General features: G+C 54.0%; 20 protein-coding genes and 2 pseudogenes. 10 read left to right on the forward strand and 12 right to left on the reverse strand.

All coding sequences use genetic code 11. The features are described 5' to 3' along the window. The 3 genes and pseudogenes from BP822_RS06815 to BP822_RS06825 all read right to left on the reverse strand — a co-directional run. Window positions 1-212: pseudogene (locus tag BP822_RS06815) on the reverse strand (hypothetical protein); the annotation flags it as partial. A 7-nt stretch (window positions 213-219) separates the two neighbouring features. Continuing rightward, complete coding sequence (locus tag BP822_RS06820; RefSeq protein WP_286878033.1) at window positions 220-1,494, reverse strand: hypothetical protein; 1,275 nt, start codon at window positions 1,492-1,494, stop codon at window positions 220-222. Then, a complete protein-coding gene (locus tag BP822_RS06825) occupies window positions 1,491-3,800 on the reverse strand; it encodes an ATP-dependent DNA helicase (RefSeq protein ID WP_273271452.1) in 2,310 nt (769 codons plus the stop codon). The genes BP822_RS06820 and BP822_RS06825 overlap by 4 nt, the downstream gene beginning before the upstream one ends. A gap of 194 nt (window positions 3,801-3,994) precedes the next feature. Between BP822_RS06825 and BP822_RS06830 the strand changes: the two genes are divergently transcribed. From BP822_RS06830 to BP822_RS06840, 3 genes are read left to right on the forward strand one after another with little or no spacing between them, the layout of a single operon-like run. Beyond that, window positions 3,995-5,146, forward strand: coding sequence for an LL-diaminopimelate aminotransferase (locus BP822_RS06830; RefSeq protein ID WP_013719904.1), 1,152 nt, complete (start codon window positions 3,995-3,997; stop codon window positions 5,144-5,146). A gap of 37 nt (window positions 5,147-5,183) precedes the next feature. Beyond that, window positions 5,184-8,036 carry a leucine--tRNA ligase gene (leuS, locus tag BP822_RS06835; RefSeq protein ID WP_286878034.1) on the forward strand — a complete coding sequence of 951 codons (2,853 nt, stop codon included), beginning with the start codon at window positions 5,184-5,186 and terminating at the stop codon, window positions 8,034-8,036. A gap of 42 nt (window positions 8,037-8,078) precedes the next feature. Then, entirely contained in the window at window positions 8,079-8,351 is a 273-nt protein-coding gene (locus BP822_RS06840; protein WP_013719906.1) for a type II toxin-antitoxin system MqsA family antitoxin, read from the forward strand. Between the two features lie 109 nt (window positions 8,352-8,460). Here the strand turns inward: BP822_RS06840 and BP822_RS06845 are convergent, their stop codons facing one another. Together BP822_RS06845 and BP822_RS06850 are read right to left on the reverse strand one after the other, a co-directional pair. Next, a complete protein-coding gene (locus tag BP822_RS06845) occupies window positions 8,461-8,979 on the reverse strand; it encodes a hypothetical protein (RefSeq protein WP_157863781.1) in 519 nt (172 codons plus the stop codon). Further along, on the reverse strand, window positions 8,948-9,175 hold the full coding sequence (locus tag BP822_RS06850) for a hypothetical protein (protein WP_013719908.1): 228 nt from the start codon (window positions 9,173-9,175) through the stop codon (window positions 8,948-8,950). Before BP822_RS06850 ends, BP822_RS06845 begins: the two co-directional genes overlap by 32 nt. A gap of 240 nt (window positions 9,176-9,415) precedes the next feature. Between BP822_RS06850 and BP822_RS06855 the strand changes: the two genes are divergently transcribed. Further along, on the forward strand, window positions 9,416-9,673 hold the full coding sequence (locus BP822_RS06855) for a type II toxin-antitoxin system HicB family antitoxin (RefSeq protein WP_048132338.1): 258 nt from the start codon (window positions 9,416-9,418) through the stop codon (window positions 9,671-9,673). Continuing rightward, complete coding sequence (locus BP822_RS06860; RefSeq protein WP_083804714.1) at window positions 9,639-9,887, forward strand: type II toxin-antitoxin system HicA family toxin; 249 nt, start codon at window positions 9,639-9,641, stop codon at window positions 9,885-9,887. Before BP822_RS06855 ends, BP822_RS06860 begins: the two co-directional genes overlap by 35 nt. A gap of 331 nt (window positions 9,888-10,218) precedes the next feature. Here BP822_RS06860 and BP822_RS06865 read toward each other — a convergent pair whose 3' ends face one another. The 4 genes from BP822_RS06865 to BP822_RS06880 all read right to left on the reverse strand — a co-directional run bounded on the left by BP822_RS06865 (window position 10,219) and on the right by BP822_RS06880 (window position 12,774). Then, window positions 10,219-10,467 (reverse strand): YgiT-type zinc finger protein, encoded by a 249-nt coding sequence (locus tag BP822_RS06865; protein ID WP_013719911.1) that lies wholly within the window; start codon window positions 10,465-10,467, stop codon window positions 10,219-10,221. Further along, the gene (locus BP822_RS06870) at window positions 10,464-10,793 is read right to left on the reverse strand and encodes a DUF4258 domain-containing protein (RefSeq protein ID WP_013719912.1); all 330 of its coding nucleotides are present in this window, start codon (window positions 10,791-10,793) and stop codon (window positions 10,464-10,466) included. The genes BP822_RS06865 and BP822_RS06870 overlap by 4 nt, the downstream gene beginning before the upstream one ends. 285 nt (window positions 10,794-11,078) lie before the next feature. Then, entirely contained in the window at window positions 11,079-12,209 is a 1,131-nt protein-coding gene (locus tag BP822_RS06875) for a hypothetical protein (protein ID WP_286878035.1), read from the reverse strand. A 106-nt stretch (window positions 12,210-12,315) separates the two neighbouring features. Next, entirely contained in the window at window positions 12,316-12,774 is a 459-nt protein-coding gene (locus BP822_RS06880; protein WP_048132340.1) for a TIGR00725 family protein, read from the reverse strand. A gap of 322 nt (window positions 12,775-13,096) precedes the next feature. Between BP822_RS06880 and BP822_RS06885 the strand changes: the two genes are divergently transcribed. After that, window positions 13,097-13,540: a hypothetical protein gene (locus BP822_RS06885; RefSeq protein WP_013719915.1), complete on the forward strand. Its 444-nt coding sequence runs from the start codon at window positions 13,097-13,099 to the stop codon at window positions 13,538-13,540. Window positions 13,541-13,786: 246 nt separating this feature from the next. Here BP822_RS06885 and scpB read toward each other — a convergent pair whose 3' ends face one another. From scpB to smc, 3 genes are all read right to left on the reverse strand, one after another. Next, window positions 13,787-14,854 (reverse strand): SMC-Scp complex subunit ScpB, encoded by a 1,068-nt coding sequence (gene scpB / locus BP822_RS06890; protein ID WP_273278362.1) that lies wholly within the window; start codon window positions 14,852-14,854, stop codon window positions 13,787-13,789. A 92-nt stretch (window positions 14,855-14,946) separates the two neighbouring features. Continuing rightward, window positions 14,947-15,645 (reverse strand): segregation/condensation protein A, encoded by a 699-nt coding sequence (locus BP822_RS06895; RefSeq protein WP_013719924.1) that lies wholly within the window; start codon window positions 15,643-15,645, stop codon window positions 14,947-14,949. A gap of 8 nt (window positions 15,646-15,653) precedes the next feature. Further along, a complete protein-coding gene (smc, locus tag BP822_RS06900; RefSeq protein WP_273278363.1) occupies window positions 15,654-19,169 on the reverse strand; it encodes a chromosome segregation protein SMC in 3,516 nt (1,171 codons plus the stop codon). A gap of 344 nt (window positions 19,170-19,513) precedes the next feature. Here smc and mmp10 point away from each other — a divergent pair, with 344 nt between their 5' ends. From mmp10 to BP822_RS06920, 4 genes and pseudogenes are all read left to right on the forward strand, one after another. Further along, window positions 19,514-20,737 carry a methyl coenzyme M reductase-arginine methyltransferase Mmp10 gene (gene mmp10, locus BP822_RS06905; RefSeq protein WP_048133196.1) on the forward strand — a complete coding sequence of 408 codons (1,224 nt, stop codon included), beginning with the start codon at window positions 19,514-19,516 and terminating at the stop codon, window positions 20,735-20,737. Window positions 20,738-20,760: 23 nt separating this feature from the next. Beyond that, the gene (locus BP822_RS06910; protein WP_013719927.1) at window positions 20,761-21,930 is read left to right on the forward strand and encodes a TIGR04083 family peptide-modifying radical SAM enzyme; all 1,170 of its coding nucleotides are present in this window, start codon (window positions 20,761-20,763) and stop codon (window positions 21,928-21,930) included. A gap of 102 nt (window positions 21,931-22,032) precedes the next feature. Next, window positions 22,033-22,488, forward strand: a complete 456-nt coding sequence (locus tag BP822_RS06915; RefSeq protein WP_013719928.1) for a DUF2124 domain-containing protein — start codon at window positions 22,033-22,035, stop codon at window positions 22,486-22,488. 200 nt (window positions 22,489-22,688) lie between these two features. Further along, a pseudogene (locus BP822_RS06920) lies at window positions 22,689-22,765 on the forward strand (IS200/IS605 family transposase); the annotation flags it as partial.

Consider the following 22,765-nt stretch of genomic DNA (forward strand, 5'->3'; position numbering starts at 1 on the left):
CTCAATTTTATAGCCGGAGTATGCAGGCCTTTGGTCCGGCAGACTATCCGGGATGCCAGAGCATGAAATTCGATTTCGCTCTCGCCGGTCTGAAGGGCATGATTGTGGCAGTGGGGGCAGCGGAGGGGACAGCCGCGCAGGAATACGACCAATGCCGCCTTTCCCAGCCAGTCCACCGTGGATAGAGGGACTATGCCCCCAAAGTTGACCAACAGCTCATCACCCGCTTTTTTCTGGCAGAATAAGACTCATCTCTTTGCCGGCGATCCTGGTCAGCCTCTCCACAAGCTCTGACTGCTTTGACCCCATCCTCTCCTCCAGCATCAAAAGGTCCTTGCGGCTCTGCTCCAGCGCAGCATCGAGCTTTATCAGGGCTTTCTTATCCTGAGAGATGGCGTCTTTCAATTGAAGCGCCTCTTTGCTGCTCTCCTTCAACTGAACCTCCAGGGATTTGATCTCCTCTGCCAGGCTGAAATGGCGGGACCGGGCCAATTCCAGCGACCTCTTCCCGATCAGCTGGTCGATATGATCCAAGACCTTCTCCTTCTTTCGATCCTTCAATCCCAGGGTGGCCAGGTGAGCGCGCAACTCCTCCAGGGATCCAGCAATTTCATTATCCGAGACATGGGCGGGATTGTTCATCAGCTGCAGGAAAACCTCGCCATGCTCGAGGCTGATCCTGTCGCTCGAGCTTTGCTTGGTGATCCTGCCCAGGGCCTTGGTCAGGGGAGAGATAAGGGATCTCAGCTCCTCTTCTGTCTGGATCTTCTCCCTTTTTTTCTCCTCCAGGCTCTTTTTCAGCTCTTCGGTCCTTCTGCCCAGCTCGCTTGCCGCCAGATTCCTTATTCTCTCCTCATGATCCCTCAGCCGAGCAGCAGTGCTGCCAATGAGCGCCTCCTCTCCGGCCACCTTCTTCTTCAAGGAGTCTATGGCCACGAGGCCCTTTCCAAGCTCTTCTGCCAGCTCCTTTGAGTACCAGATCTCCTCAGACAGCTTCCTTCTCTTGCCGATCATCTCTTCCAGCTCGACCAAAGTGCGGCTGATCTGGCCCAGATCGGAGTTTATGCTCTCCAGGCTCTTGGGAAAGATGGCAGCTACATAGCGCTGCGCCCTTCCAAAGGTGGTCACCGTTCTCTCCAGGCCCTTGACCAAAGCCCAGTGGTGCTCGCTGGCGGACTGAAGATCCATTTTCCTGGGAGGATCTATCTTCTCTTCCAGCGATTCCATTTGCTTGACCACCTCACCCCGGGCGGCGAGCCCTGCCCTGAGGAGCTTTGGAGGAGTGGAAGGGTCCGGCTCGGCCGAGGCCAGTCTGGAGACGTCTTGAGAAAGCTCTTTTGCTTGATCCTCAAGATGGCGATATATCTCGGAGAGGCTCTTCTCCCATCCAGCGGAGGTCTCCTTATCCTCCAGCCAGGAAATTACATCCTCCAGCCTCAGGCTCTCCCCCGCCTCCGATCCCGATCCCGAGAAGATCTTCCTCAGCCAATTCAAGGCAGTCTCCCCTGCTTTGGCCTTCTTGCCTTTGTCTTGTTTGCAGGCGGCCGTTCTCCTGGAGGCTGCGCTTCGCTTGCTGCTTGATTTTTCGTAATCCCGTTCACCTCTTCCTCTCCGTCTTTTCCATATCCTTCAATGGCTTCATCTGATCTCATCCCGTCCATCCTCTCCTCACGAGCCAGCTGAAGGAGGACCTTCTCTGCGATCTTCGGTCCAAGAAGCCTGGCGATCTCCACCGGATCTGTGCTCTTAAGCTTCTCCCGGTTGGTTATGCCGGACTGATGGAGCTTTCTTGCCCTCACCCGTCCCACTCCCTTCAGATCCAGCAAGGATAAGAGATCCTGGCCGGCGCCATAATGGAGGCGAACCGATAGCTGCTCCGCCCTGTAGGTGATTCCCAGATCAAGGTGCTTGGACAGCTCTGCTAAAGAGTGCATCAGCCACTCCGCGGTCTCCGCAGACCGGCGGATGTCACCCGGTCCGATGCGATACCGGTCGCTTATAAGCTCCTCTTTAACCTCACCGATCCAGTCGAACAGCATAGAGGAGGTCTTGGCCTCGCGGAGGAGATAATCATAATTCTCCTCATTGAACAGCTCGCTCTGATTGAGATCGATGAACTCCTCCACCCAGCCGTCTGCCGACTGGATGTAAAGCAATGCCATATCCGGAGTCATGGTTATGAGATGGATGAGGGAGAGGTCGGTGGGCTTTCTCACTGTAGCTTCTTTGCCGTTTTTCTCCTCCCGCCCCCCCTTCTCTGCCAGGTTCTCCAACATGATGACCGCGCTCAAGGGGTCGATATACAGCTTGGAGACCAGAGAGCCCAGCTTTGTTGGCGTAAGGTCGCCCTCCGGACTGTCCACGATCATTCCGTTATCTGAGAGGAAGGCGAGAACCTTCTCCAAAGCAGCATCCAGGTGCCAGGGATCCTGCTGATAAGCATAAAATGTGGTGGCAATGAACTCCTTCAGCTCGCCCTCCGTCCGGGCAAAACCGGCGGTGATGGTGGAGAGGATATGAGTGCGCAGAGCGCTCTCGCTGGCCAGTTTCGACCAGATCTCCTCAGGCGAGCCGTCGATATAATGCTCCTTCAGATTACGCATCTCCGAGTCGTCCTTGGCCATGAGGAAGGATTCGCCATAAGGATCCAGCCCCGGCCTTCCCGCCCTGCCCGCCATCTGGCGGTACTCGATCACCGGTATGGGGACCATTCCCGAGCCGTACTCATACCTCCGGTAGCTCTTGATCAGCACCCTGCGCGCGGGCAGGTTCAGGCCGGCAGCCAGGGTCGGAGTGCTGGCGATGACCTTGATCCTGTTCTCCCGGAAACCCTGCTCAACCAGCCTGCGCTGATCGGGCAGGAGGCCTGCATGATGAAATGCAATGCCTCTGGAGACACATGAGGCCAGGCGATGGCAGGTCTCGCTCTCTCCTGTGGCCAGGATGCTTTCCGACAGGGTCTCGGCCTTTGGATCTGGAGGAATCAGGTTGCTGAGCTTGATGGCTGCAGCCTCGGCATTCTTGCGGGAGTTCTCGAATATCAGAATCTGGGCGTCCTGAGAGAGGGTGTCTCTGACCAGGGCGATAGACTCGTCCTTCTTCTCATCCTTCTTCGCCTCAAGAGCCCTCTCTTCGTCCGAGAAGACCAGCCTGCCCTTGCAGATGACCCCCTCCTTCAGAGCTATGGGCCTCCAATCGCTGCTCACCAGCTCTGCATCCAGCCAGTCTGCCAGTTCTCGGGAGTTGGCCACCGTCGCCGAAAGGCCGATGATCTGCAATCCAGAGTTAGAGCGACGCAGCTTGGTGATGGTCATCTCCAGGGTAGGACCCCGGCCAACGTCGTTTAAGAGGTGGATCTCATCGATCACCAGAACGGCCAGGTCTCGAATCCAGGAGGCGCCGTTTCTCATCAATGAGTCCGCCTTCTCTGAGGTGGCGATGATGATCTGATTTCTGCCCAGGCGTTCGTCCTTCTTATCGAAGTCGCCTGTGCTTATGCCTACGCTCACGCCCAGATCTTTGAATCTTTGAAAAGAATCGAACTTCTCTGCTGCCAGGGCGCGCAGAGGGACGATGTAAAGGGATCGCTTCGACTGCAAAGCGGCTTTGAGCATGGCCAGCTCCGCCAGGAAGGTCTTGCCCGAAGCGGTAGCCAGGGCAAGAAGCATGTTTTTGCCTTCCAGAAGGCCTCGTTCCACGGCTTGTGCCTGTGGCGGATAAAGCTCGTTATACCCCTGCCCTTCGTAAAGCTCGATGGCCTCCTGGGGCAGCCAGCGGCTCAAATCCCTAATCTCCAGCATCAATCTCCCTTTCGGCTCGATAACTTCAAGACGTCCTATCTCGACCGATCTTCTATATGACCTTCAAGGATCTGCCCGGGCTCCTCTAATCTTAAATACTACGTGAAAGTAGTACCTGCGGGATAATAACCTGGACAGGAACGAAAAAAGAATTACCGTCATCATATAAATGCATCTTCCATGGAGAGAACCTAATGTATGCCGATCGGATAAAGAATCTCCCGCCGTACCTTTTTGCCGGCATCGATAAGGCGAAACAGGAGGCAAGGGCAAAAGGCGTGGACGTAATCGATCTGAGCGTTGGCGATCCGGATCTTCCGACGCCCGATCACATTGTTCAGGCCTTAAAGCAGGCGGCGAATGACTCATCGAACCATCAGTACCCATCTTATGAGGGAAAACTCGCCTTCCGGAATGCAGTGGCAGACTGGTATAAAAAGACCTTTGATATTGATCTGGATCCAAAGAACGAGGTGCTCACTCTGATCGGCTCCAAGGAGGGTATCGCTCATGCACCGCTGGCCTTCATCAATCCGGGAGACGTGGCGCTTGTCCCTGATCCTGCTTACCCGGTTTATGCAACGGCCACGGCCTTCGCCGGCGGAGAGCCCGCCATAATGCCGCTTTTGAGGGAGAACGGCTTTTTGCCGGACCTCGATGCCATCCCGGCAGATGTCGCCCGACGGGCGAAGATCATGTTTCTCAACTATCCAAACAACCCCATCGGTGCTACGGCTAGCGAGAAGTTCTTCGGAGAATTGGTCGACTACGCTCGGGATCATAATATCATAATAATGCACGACAATCCCTACTCCGAGATCTACTACGATGGCAATAGATCCCTGAGCATTCTGGAGATAGATGGGGCAAAGGAGGTTGCCGTGGAGTTTCATTCCCTCTCCAAGACCTACAACATGACCGGCTGGAGGATAGGATCGGTCGTGGGCAATGCCGATGTCCTGGCCGGGATAGGCAAGGTCAAGAGCAACATCGATTCGGGAACCTTTGGCGCAGTGCAGGATGCAGGAATCGTGGCCTTGAGCAGCCCAAAAGAAGTGGTGGATGAGATCCGCAAGGTCTACCAGCAGCGGATAGAGATCCTGTACAAGGCCCTCAAGGATATCGATCTAGTACTGGAGAAGCCCAGGGCGACGCTATACCTCTGGGCCTGGGTAAAAGGAAGCTCCATCGATTATGCTGCAAAGCTGCTGGAGAGGACAGGGATAGTGGCCACGCCTGGTCTCGGATTTGGAAAGTACGGCGAGGGCTACATGCGCTTTTCCATCACCAGAGAGACGAAGAGGGTAGAAGAGGCAGCAAGGCGCCTGGAGAAGATGAAGGATTAGGTGGATTCGAGCCACAGAAAGTCTGGAGGGAACCATATTGCTTGAAAGTTATTCCGCAAAAGAAGTCGAGGCCAAGTGGCAGAGGATCTGGGAGGAGAATGCGATCTTTGAGCCGGAGCCTGATGAGCGCCAGAAGTTTCTCTTGACCATACCCTATCCTTATTTGAATGGTAATCTGCATGCCGGTCACACCCGCACATTCACCATAGGAGATGCATATGCCCGCTACAAGAGGATGAGGGGCTACAATGTCCTCTTCCCTATGGGGTTTCATGCCACAGGAACGCCCATCGTGGGCCTGTCCGAGCTCATAGCCAACAAAGATCCTCTCATCTGGGGAGTCTACACCCGGCTGCATGGCATTCCTGAGGAGGAGCTGGCCAGCCTGAATACGCCGGAGAAGATAGTGCTCTATTTCCGACGCCAGGCCAAAGCAGCAATGCAGTCCATCGGCTACTCCATAGACTGGAGGCGAGAGTTCACCACCACTGATCCCGCTTACAGCAAGTTCATCGAATGGCAGTTCGGCATACTGCGAAATCTCGATTATGTGGTCAAGGGCAGCCACCCGGTGCGCTGGTGTCCGCACGACAAGAATCCGGTGGAGGACCATGACATCCTCAAGGGCGAGGATGCCACCATTATGGACTTCGCCCTGATCAAGTTCAAGATGGGGGATGCGATTATGCCCTGTGCCACCCTGAGGCCGGAGACCGTCTTCGGCGTGACCAACCTCTGGCTGAACCCAAGTGTCACTTATGTCATGGCGAGGATCAACGACGAGAACTGGATCGTCTCGAAAGAGGCCTATGAGAAGCTGACCTATACCGACCGAGCTGTGGCCTGGGGAGCGGAGATACCCGGAATTGAGCTTATCGGCAAGAGGGTGACCAATCCGCTCACCGGGGCGGAGGTGCTCGTTCTGCCCGCAGGGTTCGTGGATCCAGACAATGGCTCAGGGATTGTGATGTCCGTTCCAGCCCATGCCCCTTACGATTATCTGGCACTGAAGGATCTGTACGAGGAAGACCTGAGCCAGTATGGCATCAAAGAGGACCTGAGAGCAATCGAGTTCATATCCCTGATAGAGTCGCCTGGCTACGGGGAGTTCCCGGCAGTGGAAGCAGTGAAAGAGCTCGGGGTCCGGGATCAGAATGACCCCAAAGCGGAGGAAGCGACCAAAATGGTCTACCGCCGCGAGTTTCATAACGGAGTTCTCAAGCCCAACACCGGCCGCTACGCGGGCGTGGCGGTGAGCAAGATCAAGGACCTGCTGCTCAGGGATCTGATCGATCGAGGGATAGCCGAGATCTTCTATGAGTTCTCCGAGACCCCGGTGATCTGTCGCTGCGGCACCAGGTGCGTTATCATGATGGTGCGGGACCAGTGGTTCCTGGAGTACTCCAATCCCGAGTGGAAGGGCAGGGTTTTATGGTGCCTGTCCAGGATGAACATAATACCACCGGAGTTCCGGGTGGAGTTCGAGAACAAGATCGACTGGCTGAAGGACAAGGCCTGCGCCAGGCGGAAGGGTCTGGGAACTCACCTCCCCTGGGATAAGGAGTGGCTGATTGAGTCCCTGGGAGACTCGACCATTTACATGGCCTACTACATCCTGGCCAAGTATGTCAATGCGGGGATGAAGATCGACAACCTGCCACCGGAGTTTTTCGAGTACATCTTCATGGATAACGGTGATGCGGCTAAAGTGGCGGATCTGACCGGCCTCCCTGGTCAGACGGTGCAGCAGATTCACGACGACTTCGCCTACTGGTATCCCGTAGATCTGCGCACATCGGGCAAGGACCTGGTGGCCAACCATCTGCTCTTCTTCCTCTACCATCATGTGGCCATATTCCCGGAGCAGCTCTGGCCGAAGGCTATAGCCGTGAACGGCTTTGTCTCCCTGGAGGGGCAGAAGATGTCCAAGTCCAAGGGACCGCTCCTCACATTGCGCCAGGCGGTGGCGGAGAACGGAGCGGATGTGACAAGGCTCTACATTCTGGGCAATGCCGAGGGGACGGCGGATGTGGACTGGAGAAATGATGGGGTTGAGGCCACCCATGCTCATCTGGACCGGTTCTACAATCTGGCGCGGGAGATAATGGCGGACAGGAATATCGACGAGAATGCGGAAAAGACGCTCATCGACCGCTGGATGCTCTCCCGGCTGCAGAGGCGGATTGTCCAGGCCACGGAGGCCATGGAGGAGATTCAGACCCGCAGGGCTCTGCAGAGTGCGTTTTATCTGCTGATGGGAGACCTGCGCTGGTATCAACGCCGGGGAGGGAAAAACCAGCTCCGTGCAGTGCTGTCGGCCTGGGTGAGGATGATGTCGCCCTTCATCCCTCATATCTGCGAGGAGCTCTGGGCCTCGGGCCTTGGCCAGGGATATGCCTCTAGAGCAGAGTGGCCGGTGGCGGATGAGTCCCTGATCGATGTGCGGGCGGAGAAGGCAGAAGATCTCCTGGAGAGGACGCTGAACGATGTGCAGGAGATCGTCAATGTCACAGGGACCAAGCCCGCCAAGATCACCCTTTACACCACTCCCCGGTGGAAGAAGGAGATGCTGCGCCTTGCCGTGGCCGCTGCAGCGGGAGGAAAGCTGGACATGGGTGCGTTGATGAAGGAGGCAATGGCCAATCCGGCGATAGCCGAGCACAAGAAGGATGCTCCCAAGTATGCTCAGAAGCTGGCCAAGGCGGCGCATTCGCTCTCTGCGGAAGCGCTGGGCCTTGACGAGTACGAGACCCTGACCCTGGAGAGGGAGTATCTGGCGAGTGCATTGGGCGCGCCGGTGGAGATCTTTTCGGCTGAGGAGGCGGGAGCGGATCCCAAGGGCAAGAGCCGTCAAGCGGAGCCGGGGAGGCCGGCGATATATATTGAGTGAATCTCGTCTGCCCTTTTTCTTTATGGGAAAGAGGAGATGCAAATGAGCTCTGTTGCCCACGATTGCTGCTGCAAAATAGGCAAGATGCGTGAGGGCAGGCATGATTTCATGGCCAGGATTGAGGATGAGATCATTGTCATCAAGGATGTCACGGTCCTTATCTGCGATACTTGCGGCGAGATCGAATACACTCTGGAAGTATCAAGAGAAATCGACCGGATCAGGAAGGAATTCTTAGCTGGACGGCTGCGAGCCCGGCCCCTGGCGGCGAAGGAGGTCGTATTCAAGCCCCAGCGCGCAGACTCGATTGCATGAGCGTCTTCTGCCTAAAGATTCTCTCAGGAAGGTTCCGATATAGGCGCAGCAGAAAGAGGCGTAAGGGCCGGGAAAACCAGCGATCAATCGTGTGATGCCTCTCCTCGCTTCACAAATCCGCCAGGCTGAGAATCGAACTCAGATGAGTTGCTTCTATTCCTAGATTCCTGCAAATATTGAATAATGGGTAGTCCTGTGTTAATACGCAGGCGCTATTATTTCTTGCACATAAAATTATAGATGAGTCCGCGAAGCCGAATTTCCAGGCATTCGAGCCAAGATATTCATCTGATATTATTTCATTCTTGGTTACATAAATTTCATTAATTTGTTCAAGGTATCTAATATTTGAATCAAATAATTCCTTTTTATCTTTTTTATTGCTAATATCATTATCTATAAGGTTCCAGGCCTCTGAGAGAATTCCTGGAGTTATTATTCGCTCCTTTGTGTGATTCAAATACTGCATTAAGATATCGTAATGCACCTCATTGCAGGGACCACCATCATATTTTAATCTCTTAATTCCTGGAATCATTTCAGGATCATGATTTCCGGCGAGAAATAACAGAAACGGCCCAGTATCGAGAACTACTCTAGCAGGGAATTTGACTGAGCCTTTCAACATCAAGGATTGCTCCCTCGCTGTCGACGATAACCTTGAACTCCTTGCCTGCATCCTCGAATAGATCCTGGACCAAACAAATTACTTCCCAGTTATCTCCATCCCTCTTCACAGAAATGGTTTCAAAGATAAATTTTATTATCGACTTAGTATCCTGGAAATACTTCTTGGCCGCCATCGCGGCACCTTTAGCATCCATATGATCACCTGAAACCTATCTACATTATATTTAGCTCCCTCTTAAATTTTCCCCCAAAAAGTGCCAGAAAGGAATGCGATTCCTATCTCCAGAATCCAGCGAGTGGACACTGCCCCTCGCCAACGCCAGGCGCCCTCCCGCAAGAGCCTGCGTGCACGTGCACGGGCTCGTGGGCGGCAGGTAAATGAGCAAGTGCAAAGATGCGAAAGGCTTTATCTGATTGCCGTGGATATTATTGCGATGTTCGCAGAGTACATCCAGGCAGCAATGGATCAGGCCACCTACGAGATCATCGATGACCCTGAGCCCTTTTATGGCGAGGTGCCCGAGCTGGAGGGCGTATGGGCAACCGGCAAAACCCTGGAAGACTGCCGCAGGGAGCTGCAAGAAGTCATCGAGGGCTGGATTGCATTGAAGCTGAGATTTGGTCATCCAATTCCCGCCATCGGCGGGCATTCGATCAATGCATCAGCGGAGCCGGTGTCCATTGTCGAATAAGCTTTTGCCGGTCCCAAGAAGAGAGCTCATCCGGCGGTTGGGCAAATTGGGATTCGTGGGTCCTTTTCCTGGTGCTGGTCACGAGTATATGTCAAGGGGCCTTTTAGAGGTACGTATTCCGAATCCTCATGGAAGCGATATCAGTACTGCTCTCCTGCAAAAGATCTTGAAGAGAGCTGGAATAAGCAGAGAGGAATGGTTTGATACCGACTAGATAGCTGGGCGCTTCTCAGCACGTTCAATGGTGTGGCTATGGCAGGCTCCGGCTAGTGAGGAAGCGCCTTGATTCATTCCTTAAGTCCGTGCCTGTCGCATTGAGACTGAATGCATATGGAATAATCGCATCCAATCCACCAGGATTCCTCAGAGCGTTGCACTTTCATAGCACCCAAACGCTTGCCCGCACGGACGCGATTCGCCCACCTGCGAGGGCACGCACATGCACGGGCGCAGCGCATGGCAGCCACAGCCGGCCCAGCCCGCCTAGAGCAGTGCCGGGCGAAATTCCTAGCCAGCTACTGAGACCTATGGTCTATCCTTTGGTCTCATGCTACCTGATATGAGACTCCGATCTCCTGGAACTCCGCTGTTTCTTTTCGCTCCAGCTTGGACCTAATCTGTTCAAACTTTCTCACAGTCTCCTGAGAGTACAGCCGTTCTCCACAGCGCAGGCAGACCTCCGCGCAGACCTTTAATACGGCGGTATTGACGCCCCCACGCAGTACCTTTTCAACCTGCTTTTCAATCAGATCCCCACCACAGACAGGACATTTTTCAAACGGTATGCTATTCATTTCTTCCTCACTTTGCAGTCGATCCATCGATTCGGATCTGGACGGTAGACCGTGATCAGGACCGCCCACCCGTTCAACTCGCTATAGGCCCAAACGCTGTGAACCGGATCGCCGGCAAAGGTTTGACCGAAGATCAGAACACTTGGATAAGGTGAATCGTCTGCGTACTCTTCGATCACAACTCCATGCAGAGCCGAAAAGTAGATCTCGTCAAACTTGAGCTCGTCAGCATTGGCTTCTTCATAGGCGTGATCGGTTATTCTAACATGGCCTAGCTGAATGGCTTCCAAGATGTCAGCGAGTTTTGCCCGGCTTCCTCCAACCACGTATTAATAAATTCGTATTATGATAATTAAAGGTTATGTCAAATGATTTTGCGCTTTATCTAGATTCACTATGGCGGCATAGGTAAGTGCCCGAACGAGTGCCCCGCACAATGCCTGGCACCCACTCCCGCAAGAGCGCGCGTGCATGTGCACGGGCTCGGGGGTGGCAGGGCCGAGAGAAAGCAAGAATGAGCTTGCCAATCAAAGGAAGTCTGGTGACCGCTCCCCGGAATCAAGGCGGGGCACGATTCATCCCACCTCTAAAGAGTCGGGAATTCCCTGCCCCTACACCCCGTCGTTCCTCAGAAGGTCCAGCTGACTTGAATAGCCAGAAAAGCCCCTCTCTTCAAAGACGTATTCCTCACCTGATTTTGATCGCAGCGTTCCTTGCAGGAGGGCTAGTTGCTGGAGGTCCAGACGGTCGGGCATCGGCCTGGGATAGTCGAGCACTGTGGGAATGCTCTCAAATACCCCAACCGCAAGTTCCAGGCTCCAATCCCCATTATCTGCTGAGATGTTGTATCGGGCAGGATGGACCATAGTGGCATTATCGATGGCGTATTCTGAATAATCAGCGTATTTCGCCTTCACCTGCCCCCCTGAGAACTCTATTGACTCGCCCTCCTTCTGAATTCCCAGATATGCCTTGGGATTATCCTCTGTTCTGTTCTCCCAGATCTCTCTGTAGCTCAGGCTGAAGTTCTTAGCGGGGTTGGAAGCCTCTGCCCAGGTGAACTGGGGATCATTCAGGGGAAATCTGCCCCATATGTGGTCATGATAGCCAGTCCCGTCAATATCCACCGTCCTGTTGCCGATGGTGAAGCTGCCGGTCACGTTGGCTGATGGCATATAGACCAGCCACTTCATCCAACCGGATTGGCCTGTCTTTGTCTGAGTGGGAATAGCATACCAGGGATCCGCGGCTGCCTCGTAGACCAGGTCCCACCGAAAAAGCTCGCTGGTGGCCTCATCCTCGACCTCTCCCCGAATATGGATCCTCCCCTCTTGATCAGAATAAAAGCCGTTTTTGTCGATATCGAACATGGGAGAATTGCGATCCCCGCCAAATCCCCGGCTCTGATGAGATCCCAATATCGGAATTTGGCCATTCTGCAGCAAAATAACCTGGACCTGAATCCTCCGGTATGCCGTCAGGTTGTCCGGATCGCTCAAAAGGAAGGTAAGCATGAAGTGAGTGTCCCCATCCCGCCCATTGAAGTACCACCATTCATTGTAGAGCTGGTCGTCGATTCCATTTTTCATATAGTGGTAGGCATCGTCCCTGGGATCGGCATTGACTGCAGATACTGCGCTTGATAACAGGAAGATTGCAGATGAAGCTATTGCCACAAATATTATTGATGCCACTAATGCCCGATTCGATATTAATGCTGGATGAAGCACATCATTTTTCATTTCTGCATCTCCCATCTTCGCTTCTGCTCATTCATTGCTAAATCGCTACCATGTAGTCTATTCCATGATCCTCTAAATATAACCATCTTTTCATATAAACATCTTTTCATGCGATTCCCAGGCGCAATTGGCGGCTGAGCAGGCGAATAGCTTCTCTTGGGTCCTTCGCCCTCAACGTCCCGGCAATATCCCAGCTTCCCAGGCTGATCACGGCTTTATTCATCTTCAGGGCCAGGGCGATCTCGGATAGAGTCCCATACTCGCCGGGCAGAGCAATAACTGCATCCGAGCTCCTCACAATTATCGCATTCCTGGCATGGCTCATGCCTGTGGCCACGCTAATTCCCACATAGGGATTGGCATCCTTCCTGTCCCCGGGCAGAATTCCCACCACCGTTCCCCCGCTCTCTGCTGCACCCTTACATGCTGCCTCCATAACCCCACCCAGGCCACCGCAAATGAGGGTGTGCCCCTCCGCTGCCAGGAGCCTCCCAAGCTCCTCTGCCATCTCCCGGACGCAAAGGCTGCAGTCTCCACCTCCTACTACTGCTATTTGTATTCTGATTCCTCCCTAAGACGATAATTCCGCCAGACCCTCTCATTAGACCGGCAGCAGCAATTCCTCGACCGTTCCATTCAGACAGGCTCACTTTTCGAGAGGGCCTTATAAGATCATGATGACGTTTTTCCCTCTGTGGCAAAGAACCATCCGGTAGAAGACGATTATGCCCAGGGACATGGTATCAAGTCTCTTTGAAGGCATATTCATAGATAGCGCCAAAATTGTGAACATGTTATATGCAGAACAGATATATGCAGACCAAAAGTATAAATATAATTAGGCATTAGTATGAATGGAATCTCATGATTCAGGGGGTAAGACAATAATGATAAAGAGGTTTGCATTGCCTTTCGTTCTGGCAGTTCTTATAATTCCCTCATTTGCTCAGGGGGGTGCTGGATACGGCGCAATAGATATTCTGGGAAAGTATGGTGGAATACTTGAATTGGAAGCTTCTGCCTTTGTATTTCCAGAATATACAGATGTCAATATAGATACTCTGAAAATTGGAAACGATCGGGCTTTAGCCATTGGTCCCGGTATAGATCCTATTGCTACAAACAATCTGCTGATCAAGAAGAATCAGAATTCAGGAGACTGCAATTGCTGCTCTGAGGACAGCCCGACAAATGCCAATGTGTCACCCAGCTGTCTGGATTGCTGCAATAAGGTCAATATCGATCAGATCGGCGCTGGCAACAGGGATGCTATAGCATTGGGGCTGTCTGAGGCAACCAATAACGTCAAGATCGTTGCCAATCAGCAGTGATAGTAAAATCCAGTAGCTTGATCCCGTAAAGGCATTATTGGGCCCGCCCACTTCCTTTTTGGGGGCTGAAAGCAACTTTTTTTGCATAGCTCTTAAGAAAGCAAAAATTTTCAGCCAAACCACAGAGACGCAGAGGGGCTATAATCTCTGCCGGATCCCACTTCCATAATTGGGCGAAGAACCATATTCTAGCCTATCGCCATAATGATCTGTGAATGAGTTAGGAAATGGCTGGCATGAGTCACCTTAATCTGGCTTGGCATCAGCAGAAGAAACGCCATCAATATCCATAAGGATCTTCTCATAGCGCTCCACGATCCTCTCCACTATGTCCATATCGTAGGGCTGGTGGACAGGCACCTGAATTTCGGCCTCCATCTGGGCAGAGCTGGGCGCTGCTCTCAGCCCCCCCTCCTGAACATCCAAACGGAGATCGCGGGCGATATCCTCGATCATGGGAGTCAGAGGCTTGATCGGCCTTGCCTTCTGCGCCCTTTTGCGAAACCTCTTCAGGAGCCGATCAACCTCTGCCGCCAGTGGCTCCACATCGCCCGATTCTGCTGCCCGGACTATCTGCTCTGCGCTCTCTTTAAGCTGGGAGAGGGTTCGAACACCTGCCTCTATGAGATCTCCGCAGTAGTGTTCTCTCACCCTCTCCAGGTAGCCGGGAGCAATTATCAGAAGGTCGATCTCCTCGAGCCGGGATAGGTCCTCTTCTCCTGGGTTGTATGGATTGACCACCAGATAGTCCAGGCCCAGGCGCAGGGCGAGGGTCCTGTACATGGGACTGACCCCTACCAGCTTTTTGTTCTGCAGAAGAGCCTTTCTCACCGCCTCGGGATTGGAGGAGGTGATGCCGAAGTAGTCGGCAAATCCGGGAGTGGTGGTGAGAAGCTTGGTCCGGCTGTGCTTGACCGCATTGATCAGGCCTCTTTTCTCCAGTTCCTTCACGTGCTCATAGCTCTTGTTCCCCCTGATCTGCACCAGCTCGCTCTGCTTGATGGGCTGCTTATAGGCGATGATGGCCAGGGTCCTGATCAGGGGCGCCTCGATCTCCTTGGGAGCGAAGGAGAGAACCCGTCCCGCCAGCATGGAGTGGACCTGCATGGAATAGCCATCTCCTATGCTCTTGATCTCTATTCCCGAGCTGCGACTGGCATACTCCTGGGCTAGGTCGCGGGCAGCCTCCTCGGCCATCTGGAGGGAGAGGCCGGAGATATCCGCCAATTCTCGGGGACTGAGCGTCCTGCCTGCAGCAAAAAGAGCGGCTTCGATAACTACTTTAGCGCTGGAATCCGTCATCAGATCGACCAATAGAGACTCTTTTTCCGGAAAGGATTTAAGCTTGCCCTAGGGATGTCGGTGTCAGAGAAGAGGCTTTGGCGACGCCCGGGCCACTGATCCGCTCAGGGATGTCTTTTCACAAACAGGTCCCCGAATATCTCCTCTTGCTCCAGCCACACCTGCTTTCTCTGGGCCATGAAGAGGAGCGAGACGTAGTTGGTCACCCCGTCCTCATTCAGTCCATCTCTGCTGTTAATATCCAGGAAGGTGATGGTCTTCTTCTCCATGAACATATCATCCAAAATGGGTCCCAAGAACCTGATCCTCTCCTCGATCCCTTCATCGTGTGAGAGGTCCAGTGCCTTCTCCTCAGTGGAGGGCCAGCGGTCCCTCATGGCCTTTCTCCGGCCGACCATCTCCGCCTTCTTCAGCTCCGAGATCAGCTCTTCTAAGGTTACCGGCCTCTTGGTGCGCCTCCTCACTGGCGGGCGGGGAAGGGTGCTCTCCCTCTCCTCTTCCCAGACCTCCTCCCCCACCTCCTCCAATTCAGGCTCTGGCTCCTCATCTGCCACCTCCTTTTGCCCTTCCATGGAGTCGGACTTCATCCTCAGGAGAATGCTGGCATAAAGGAGTGTCCTGGCCGGTATTCGCAGGTCTCTCTTCTCCAGGGAGTCGATGTACTGCAAAAACTTCTCTGTGGTCCTGGCAATATCAATATCCCAGGGATCGATATCCCCTCTACGAGCAAGCTCCACCAGAACCTCCGCCGGCTCGCCGAACTCGAAATCGCGGGGATTCTTCATGAATGGATCTTCGGACAAGTCCTACCTCAGCTGGTGCATATGCCGGTCACCGTGGTGATGTTGTTCTCTTGCATGGTCACGCCCAGGGTGAACTTCGACTGCAGTATCATCGGCTTTCTCAGGGACACCACAATGAACTGGGCCTGGGCAGAGATCTTCTTGATCAGCTTTGCCACCCTCTCCACATTGGCTCCATCCAGGAACATGTCGATCTCGTCCATAGCGTAGAAGGGCGCAGGCCGGAACATCTGAATGGAGAAGATGAAGGAGAGGGCGGTCAGGCTCTTCTCCCCTCCGGACATGGCCTCCAGGCGGTGGAAGGGCTTTCCCGCCGGCCGGGCCTTGATGGTCATCCCCCCGCTCAAGGGATCCTCCGGGTTCTCCAGGATCAGGTCGCCTTCTCCCCGGGATAGCTCCTGGAATATGTTCTTGAAGTTCTTGTTGATCTCATTGAAGCTGGATAAGAATGCCTCCTTTTTCATCTGGTCATACCTCTCCAGCTTATCGATGATAGCTTCCCTCTCCTCCCTTAGAGTGGTCCTCCTCAGAGCCAGGAAGTCATAACGGGTCAACACATGATCGTACTCGTCGATGGCCAGCATGTTCACCGGCTCCAGGTCTCTCATGAATTGGGTCAGGGCCCGGATCTTCTCAGCCACGGTATTGCTATCCGGCGGCTCCTGGGTCGAGTCTACGCCGCTCTGTTCGATCTCTCTTCGCAGTCCCTCCACCCTCATCTGGATGACATCCCTGGCGGAGAGGCTGGCATCCAGACGAGCTTGAATCCGGTCCATCTCCCGTTCCATCCTGTCGATAGCCCGCTGCATGGTGATGGTCTTCTCAAGAAGCTCTACGCGCACTCCTTTGAGGCCGTGCAGCTCCACTTCGATCTCCGCCTCCCTGGACTTCATCCCATCCAGTTCCAAATTTAGGCTCTGGATCATGGTCATGGCAGCCTCCTTCTGCTCTGCTGCCTCTGCCTTCTCCGATTCCAGTAGCTCCTTTTTGGATGAGATCTCCTTTTGCTTCTCGATTATGCCCTCTTCCCGGATCTTGTCCTTGAGGATCTCGGCATCGATCTCGGCTATCCGGTCCTGCAGCCTTCTAATCTCCGATTTGGCCGCGTCTGCCTTGCGATTCAGCTCGGGGATCGCTGAGCCTGAAAGGTCGGCCTCTATCCGGCCTATCGTCTCATTCATGGATGCCAGGGTCGCCTCAGACTCCCGGATCTCCCCCTCCAGAGCGTCCAGCCTTCCCTTATAGCTGAGAAACTCGCTCTCCATCTGCACGAGCCGCTCGCGCTTCTCAGAGATGCTCTTCTCCAGCCGGGGCTTTGACCCCGCCATCTCGTCCGCCTGGAAGGTCTTCTTGGAGATGGACCGGTTCAGCTCCTCCACCTCTCGGGTTATGTGGGAGATCTGCTCCTCCATCCGGTCCAATCTCTCCAGAAGTTTCCCGCGCTCGGCATCGGCGTTGGCAATCCTCTCCGATAGCTCCAGGAGCTTCTTTCCCTCCTCTGCCGCGAACTTCATCCTGGTCCTATAGTGGCCTCCGGTCATCGCTCCGGACCTCTCCACCAGATCCCCTTCTAAAGTGACCATCCGGTAGCGGCCCATGAGAGCTCGGGCGTGGTTTAAACTCTCTACCACTAAAGTATCGCGAAATACATACCAGAAAGCCCCCTGAAACTTGGGATCAAAGTCGATCAGCCTGAAGGCATAGTCAACTATCCCCTCGTAGTTGGGCTTGACCGAAGGGCTGCCCCGGTCCAGCTTATTCAAGGGGAGAAACGTGGCCCTGCCGATCTGGGACCTCTTCAGATATTCAATGGCCCGGGCGGCATCCTCGTCCGTGGCGGCGACAATGCTCTGCATACGCGCTCCTGCAGCCACTTCCAAAGCGACAGAAAAGCGCGACTGAACGTTCCCCAGTTCCGCTACGGTGCCATAAAGGCCGGGGAGCATACCATTCTTGAGAGCAGTGCGGATGGCGTCCACCGCCCGGCTGAATCCGCCTTTGTCCTCTGCCGCCTTAATCCGGCTGTCGGTGCGGGCGAACTCGCTCTGCAGCTTATTCATCTCCCTCTCTGCCTCGGCGATCTCCCGGCGCAGCCTGAGTCTTGCGCTCTCCAGGTCATCCCGATCCTTCTCCAGCTCCATCGCTCGGCTGTTGAGCCCGGCCAGCTCCTCTTTCAGTTGTTCGGCCTCATGATCGCTGCCGGCCAGGGCATCCATGGCCTCCTTGATGGCGCCTGAGAGCTCCTCTCTTTCCAGGCTCCCCCTTCTCGTGGCATCCAGCAGACGGTCCCGCTCTCGCAGCAGATCTCCAAGCCTTGCTTTGGCCTCCTCCCGGGTCCCCCTCGCTCTCTCAAGCTCCTCTCTAAGGGCGGAGAACTGGGCGTCCTCACGGGTTAAGCTCTCTTCAACCTCCCCGAGGAGGTCGTTTTGATCTTCAAGCTCTCCTTCTAAGCTGGCCTTGCGAATGCTTGCGTCTCTGATCTTCTCCGCCAGAACCTCCTCCTCCCCAGAGAGGTTACCCAGCTGAATGAAGCTCGCATTCTGCTGGCGATCCAGATCGTTCAGGGCCTTCTCTGCCATCTGGATCTTGCTGGTCTCGCGGGCGAGTTCCCCTTTCAGCTCCTCTATCCTCCGCTTGACCTCGATCTGCTCGTCCTCTCCCTTATGGGTTATCTCCTGACCGAGGTTCTGCAGCTTCTCCTCCTGGACGGCAAGCTCGGAGCGATCCTCATCTGCCCGCAGCTTGATCTCATCATTCTTGCCCTGGAGGGAGGATATCTCCTGGTTCAGGCTCTCCAGCTCTCCAGATGCCTCTTTGAGCCTGGCCAATAGGAGGAAGGCCTCCTGCCTTTTCAGCTCGTCCTTGTGCGCCTGGTAGGAATGAGCCTTATCCCGCTCCGCCCGCAATCGGTCCAGCTGGCCGCCTACCTCCTCCAGAATGACGTCAACCCGTTCGACGCGCTCTCGCACCACATCCAGCTCTTCCAGCGCCTTCTTCTTCTTCTCATCGAACTCTGCGACGCCAGCGATCTCGTCTATGATCTTCCTCCGCTCAACAGCCGTCATCTCAATGATGCGGGTCACATCCCCCTGCATGACGATATTGTAGCTTTCTGGGGTTATGCCCGCCTTGGCCAGCAGGTCCAAAAGCTCTGCCTGGCCACAGGACTTGCCATTAAAGGAATAAGAAGAGGCATATTTGTCGCGGTTTATCTTGATCTTTCTTGAGACCTCGATCGTATCCTGATCCAGTGGAAAATGGCGGCTGGTGTTGTCCAGCCTGACTATTACCTGGGCAAAATCCGGATTCTTCCCGTTATCCCCCCGGTAGATGAGATCGGGCAGCCTTTCCGCCCTCATGGCCCGCGAGCTGGAAAGGCAGAGGGCGAAGAGGAGAGCATCGACTATATTGGATTTACCGCTTCCATTCGGCCCCGTCACCGTTACAAAATCGTTCTTCAGAGGAACCCTGATGCTCTTGCCGAATGACTTAAAGTTCTTGAGCTCAACCTCTTTGATGTACAAAGGTTACCTCCGCCCAAATTCTGCAATGCTGGCCCTTTCGATACTCCTCAACATTAGAATCACGTCCCTCGGCTTTAATCCCGCTCTTTTTTCTTAAGGCAGTTGAGGCTTTCGCTTATGATTTCTGCTCCAACTTAATCATGTATTCGAGGATGTATATATCACTTTCCCATATTTAAGCATTTTATCCAGTACTATTATTAAATTATCAAAATCAATATATTTATTTAAGCATAGACAATTTCATCCATCCCAATAATTCTAGTTTTCCCCTCTCATTCCTCTAAAGCCTGTTTTCAGGGTTACCCCAAGGCTTATTTACCATCTGGCAGATCGAAATGGGAATGGACGTACTCGCAGATGTAGGTGGAAGGCCAGGCCTGGACTGCAGGGGATTTTGCAGCTACTGCTACTTTAAAGGGGTAAAAAAGGTGCCACCATTCGGCTGCAAGAACTGCATGCCCTTCAAGAAGGGCTGTGACTACTGCGCCCGCGCCATCATGGAGGGCTATCCAGGCTTCAAGCCCATGAACGACGTCTTGTTCGAGGTGGCTCAGAGGTGCATGGGCAGCATGCCGGACAAGGTCACCATCAGCGGGGGTGGCGACCTGAGCTGCTACCCAGACCTTCTACCACTGGCGAGGATGGTGGGCCAGGGAATAGTGCCCATTAGCCTTGGCTACACCAGCGGAAAGGGATTCCGGGATAAGGACGATGCGGCAAAGCTTATCGATGCCGGAGTGAACGAGGTCTCTTTCACCGTCTTCTCCACCAACCCCGAGCTTCGACGCAAGTATATGGGAGACAAGCATCCTGAGGTCGCCCTGGAAAATTTGAAGACATTCTGCCACAGCTGCGAGGTCTACTGCGCCGCAGTCATAATTCCGGGCGTAAACGACGGTCATGAATTGGAGAAGACCTGCAATGACCTGGAGGAGATGGGAGCACGAGGCCTGATCTTGATGAGGTTTGCCAATCGCCGTGATCAGGGCCTGATCCTGGGAAATGGACCAATTATGCCAGGGATAATCCCTCATACCATCGAGGAGTTCAGAGACCTGGTCACCCATACTGCAGAGATGCACAGCTTCCGGGTAACTGGAACGCCTCTATGGGATCCGGTCACCGGCGCGCCCTTCGCTCTGTCCAGGCATCCAGATATCATATCCCGCCTGCCCCCTCTGAGGAGAGGGGCGAGCATCATCACCAGCCGGGTGGCTGCTCCTTTGCTCACGGGCATCTTCAGTCAGATGGAGGGAGGAGAGAAAGTAAGCATCCTGCCGGTGGAAAAGGACATCGGCTGCCTGATTACCATTGAGGACTTCTCAGGCCTTGATCTTGACCAGGTCATGGGCACGGTCATCATTCCCGGTCGAACCATGGCCCATGAGAAAGAGATCAAGAGCGTCCTGTCAAAAGACGGCAGGGAAAGGATGATAATTCGGGGCCCAGATACTCTCACCGTGGACGGCGAGATGAGCATCTCCATGAACGCCCAGGAAGTCCTAGAGCTGGAGGTCGAGGCATTCGGAGAGCTGATCGAGGCCATCAATGCCATGGGCATTTGAACAAAGCGAGGGGGCAAAAATAGATGAAGAAGATGAGAAAACAGAAGAGGCCTTTTCATGTCATGATCATACCCACCCTAGGCTGTCCCTCCAAGTGCAGCTACTGCTGGAGCTCCGAGGTCGGATCCCCGAGAATGACCATCGAGACAGTAGGGGAGATCGTAGAATGGTTGCGCGATTTTAGGGATGATCCGGTTACATTCACGTTTCACGGTGGAGAGCCGCTGCTTGCCGGTGCGGATTACTACAGAGCTGCCCTTCCCATGCTCAAAAGAGAGCTTGAGCATCTCAGCCCCAACTTCGCCCTGCAGACGAACCTGTGGCTCTTGACCCCAGAGCTGGCGGAGGTCCTGGCAGAGCATGAGATTCCCATTGGCTCGAGCCTTGACGGCCCTCAGGAACTCAATGACCTGCAAAGGTCTAGTGGATACTATGAGAAGACCATGGCCGGATATGAGCTGGCCAAAAAACATGGCCTGCAGGTGCAATTCATCTGCACATTCACCTCTTATTCAGTGCAGTTCAAAGAGGAGATATTCAACTTCTTTCGGGAAAACGGCCTGGTCCTCAAGCTCCACCCCGCCCTCCCATCGCTGCGCAGCGACCAGCCAGACCGATGGGCCCTTCCTCCAGAGGAGTATGGCGAGCTGTTGGTCTATCTCCTGGACAAATACCTGGAGAATATGGATCGAATCGAGGTTAGAAACATCAACGATTACGCGAGGTGCGTATTCACCGGAAGGGGTACCGTCTGCACCTTTGTGGACTGCATGGAGAATACCTTTGCCGTGGGCCCAGATGGGAGCATCTATCCATGCTATCGGTTTGTGGGAATGCCCGAATACGTCATGGGAAACGTTCGCGACCGCCCCAGCCAGGCGGATCTGGCCGCCTCCCCCGCAGGAGTGCGCATGCGTCAGTTCAAAGAGTATGTGGATGTGAACTGCAAGGGCTGCAAGCACTTGCGCTACTGCCGGGGGGGCTGCCCTTACAATGCCATAGCTCCGACAGATGGGATCATTATGGGAGTCGATCCTCACTGCATCGCTTATAAGAGGATATTCGATGAGATCTCCGACCGCTTCAATAAGGAGATGATGGCCTCCATGGGGCTGGAGGCTACGGGTCCTGGAAGCAGCGGGAGCAGCCGGCCTGGGATCATGTCATTGATGCAAAAGATGATCGGAAGATGATTTTGAGGTAACCTGAGGGCAATTCGAGCATAAAAGCAGCAGATGCTGCCCAGGGTACCAAAACATTATTGCCCATGAGCGGAAACTGATTAATCGATCATTATGGAGAAGATTCAAGAGGTCAAGGGCCTGGGCGGAATGCTGAACGGTTTTAGGGATTTGGTCAAGGATGACCAGAAGATAATTTTCGTGGGGTCACCTGGTTTTTGTACTCCCTTTGCATTATTCCTGGGCTATCCAGTGCGAGAAAAGGAGATGGCCTTCATTCCCGGCCTTGATAGTGAAAAAGCCAGGAAGCTGGTTGCCACGGAATCGGGGATGGAGTTGGGAGAGAAGTGCAGCTTTGAGGCCGATGCCGTGGTTGTTCTGGGTGGAATGGCCATGCCCAAGATTGGAGTGAAGGCCGAGGAGATGGCAGATTTTCTCGCCAAGATGAAATACAAGAAGCTGATTGGCGTCTGTTTCATGTCGATATTTGAAAAGGCTGGCTGGTGCCAGGCTCTGAAGTTCGATAGCGTCATGAACATAATCATCGAGGGTGATATATCCTGCAGATAGCGACGGGACCATAATTTTATTACATCGGGAGTGCAGAGGGTCACGAATACCCCAACCTTCCGGTTGGGGATGAAGTGAACCCTCGTCCGTTTTTTGCGTTAACTCATATCGATCAACCGTTGCTTCTTTTAAAATGAAATCGTATTTGGCACTTTAGCCACAGGTGGTGCCACCCACCTATGGCTAGGATGTGATAAGCGTTGGAATTGCGCAGCTTCAGCCATGGCTATGGTCAAATTACCTACCACATCGTACTGGTGCCAAAGTATCGATACAA

Origin of the sequence: Methanosaeta sp. UBA458, assembly GCF_002496085.1 — an archaeon.
GTDB lineage: Archaea > Halobacteriota > Methanosarcinia > Methanotrichales > Methanotrichaceae > Methanothrix > Methanothrix soehngenii.

Bases quoted from the DNA above. Each gene is read 5' to 3' on its own strand.
- BP822_RS06845 (WP_157863781.1), bottom strand. From the start codon at position 8,979: ATGTTGAAAGGCTCAGTCAAATTCCCTGCTAGAGTAGTTCTCGATACT.
- BP822_RS06855 (WP_048132338.1), top strand. From the start codon at position 9,416: ATGTTCGCAGAGTACATCCAGGCAGCAATGGATCAGGCCACCTACGAG.
- BP822_RS06885 (WP_013719915.1), top strand. From the start codon at position 13,097: ATGATAAAGAGGTTTGCATTGCCTTTCGTTCTGGCAGTTCTTATAATT.
- BP822_RS06910 (WP_013719927.1), top strand. From the start codon at position 20,761: ATGAAGAAGATGAGAAAACAGAAGAGGCCTTTTCATGTCATGATCATA.
- BP822_RS06860 (WP_083804714.1), top strand. From the start codon at position 9,639: ATGCATCAGCGGAGCCGGTGTCCATTGTCGAATAAGCTTTTGCCGGTC.
- mmp10 (WP_048133196.1), top strand. From the start codon at position 19,514: ATGGACGTACTCGCAGATGTAGGTGGAAGGCCAGGCCTGGACTGCAGG.
- BP822_RS06830 (WP_013719904.1), top strand. From the start codon at position 3,995: ATGTATGCCGATCGGATAAAGAATCTCCCGCCGTACCTTTTTGCCGGC.
- BP822_RS06865 (WP_013719911.1), bottom strand. From the start codon at position 10,467: ATGAATAGCATACCGTTTGAAAAATGTCCTGTCTGTGGTGGGGATCTG.
- BP822_RS06840 (WP_013719906.1), top strand. From the start codon at position 8,079: ATGAGCTCTGTTGCCCACGATTGCTGCTGCAAAATAGGCAAGATGCGT.
- BP822_RS06825 (WP_273271452.1), bottom strand. From the start codon at position 3,800: ATGCTGGAGATTAGGGATTTGAGCCGCTGGCTGCCCCAGGAGGCCATC.
- BP822_RS06850 (WP_013719908.1), bottom strand. From the start codon at position 9,175: ATGGATGCTAAAGGTGCCGCGATGGCGGCCAAGAAGTATTTCCAGGAT.
- BP822_RS06875 (WP_286878035.1), bottom strand. From the start codon at position 12,209: ATGAAAAATGATGTGCTTCATCCAGCATTAATATCGAATCGGGCATTA.
- BP822_RS06915 (WP_013719928.1), top strand. From the start codon at position 22,033: ATGGAGAAGATTCAAGAGGTCAAGGGCCTGGGCGGAATGCTGAACGGT.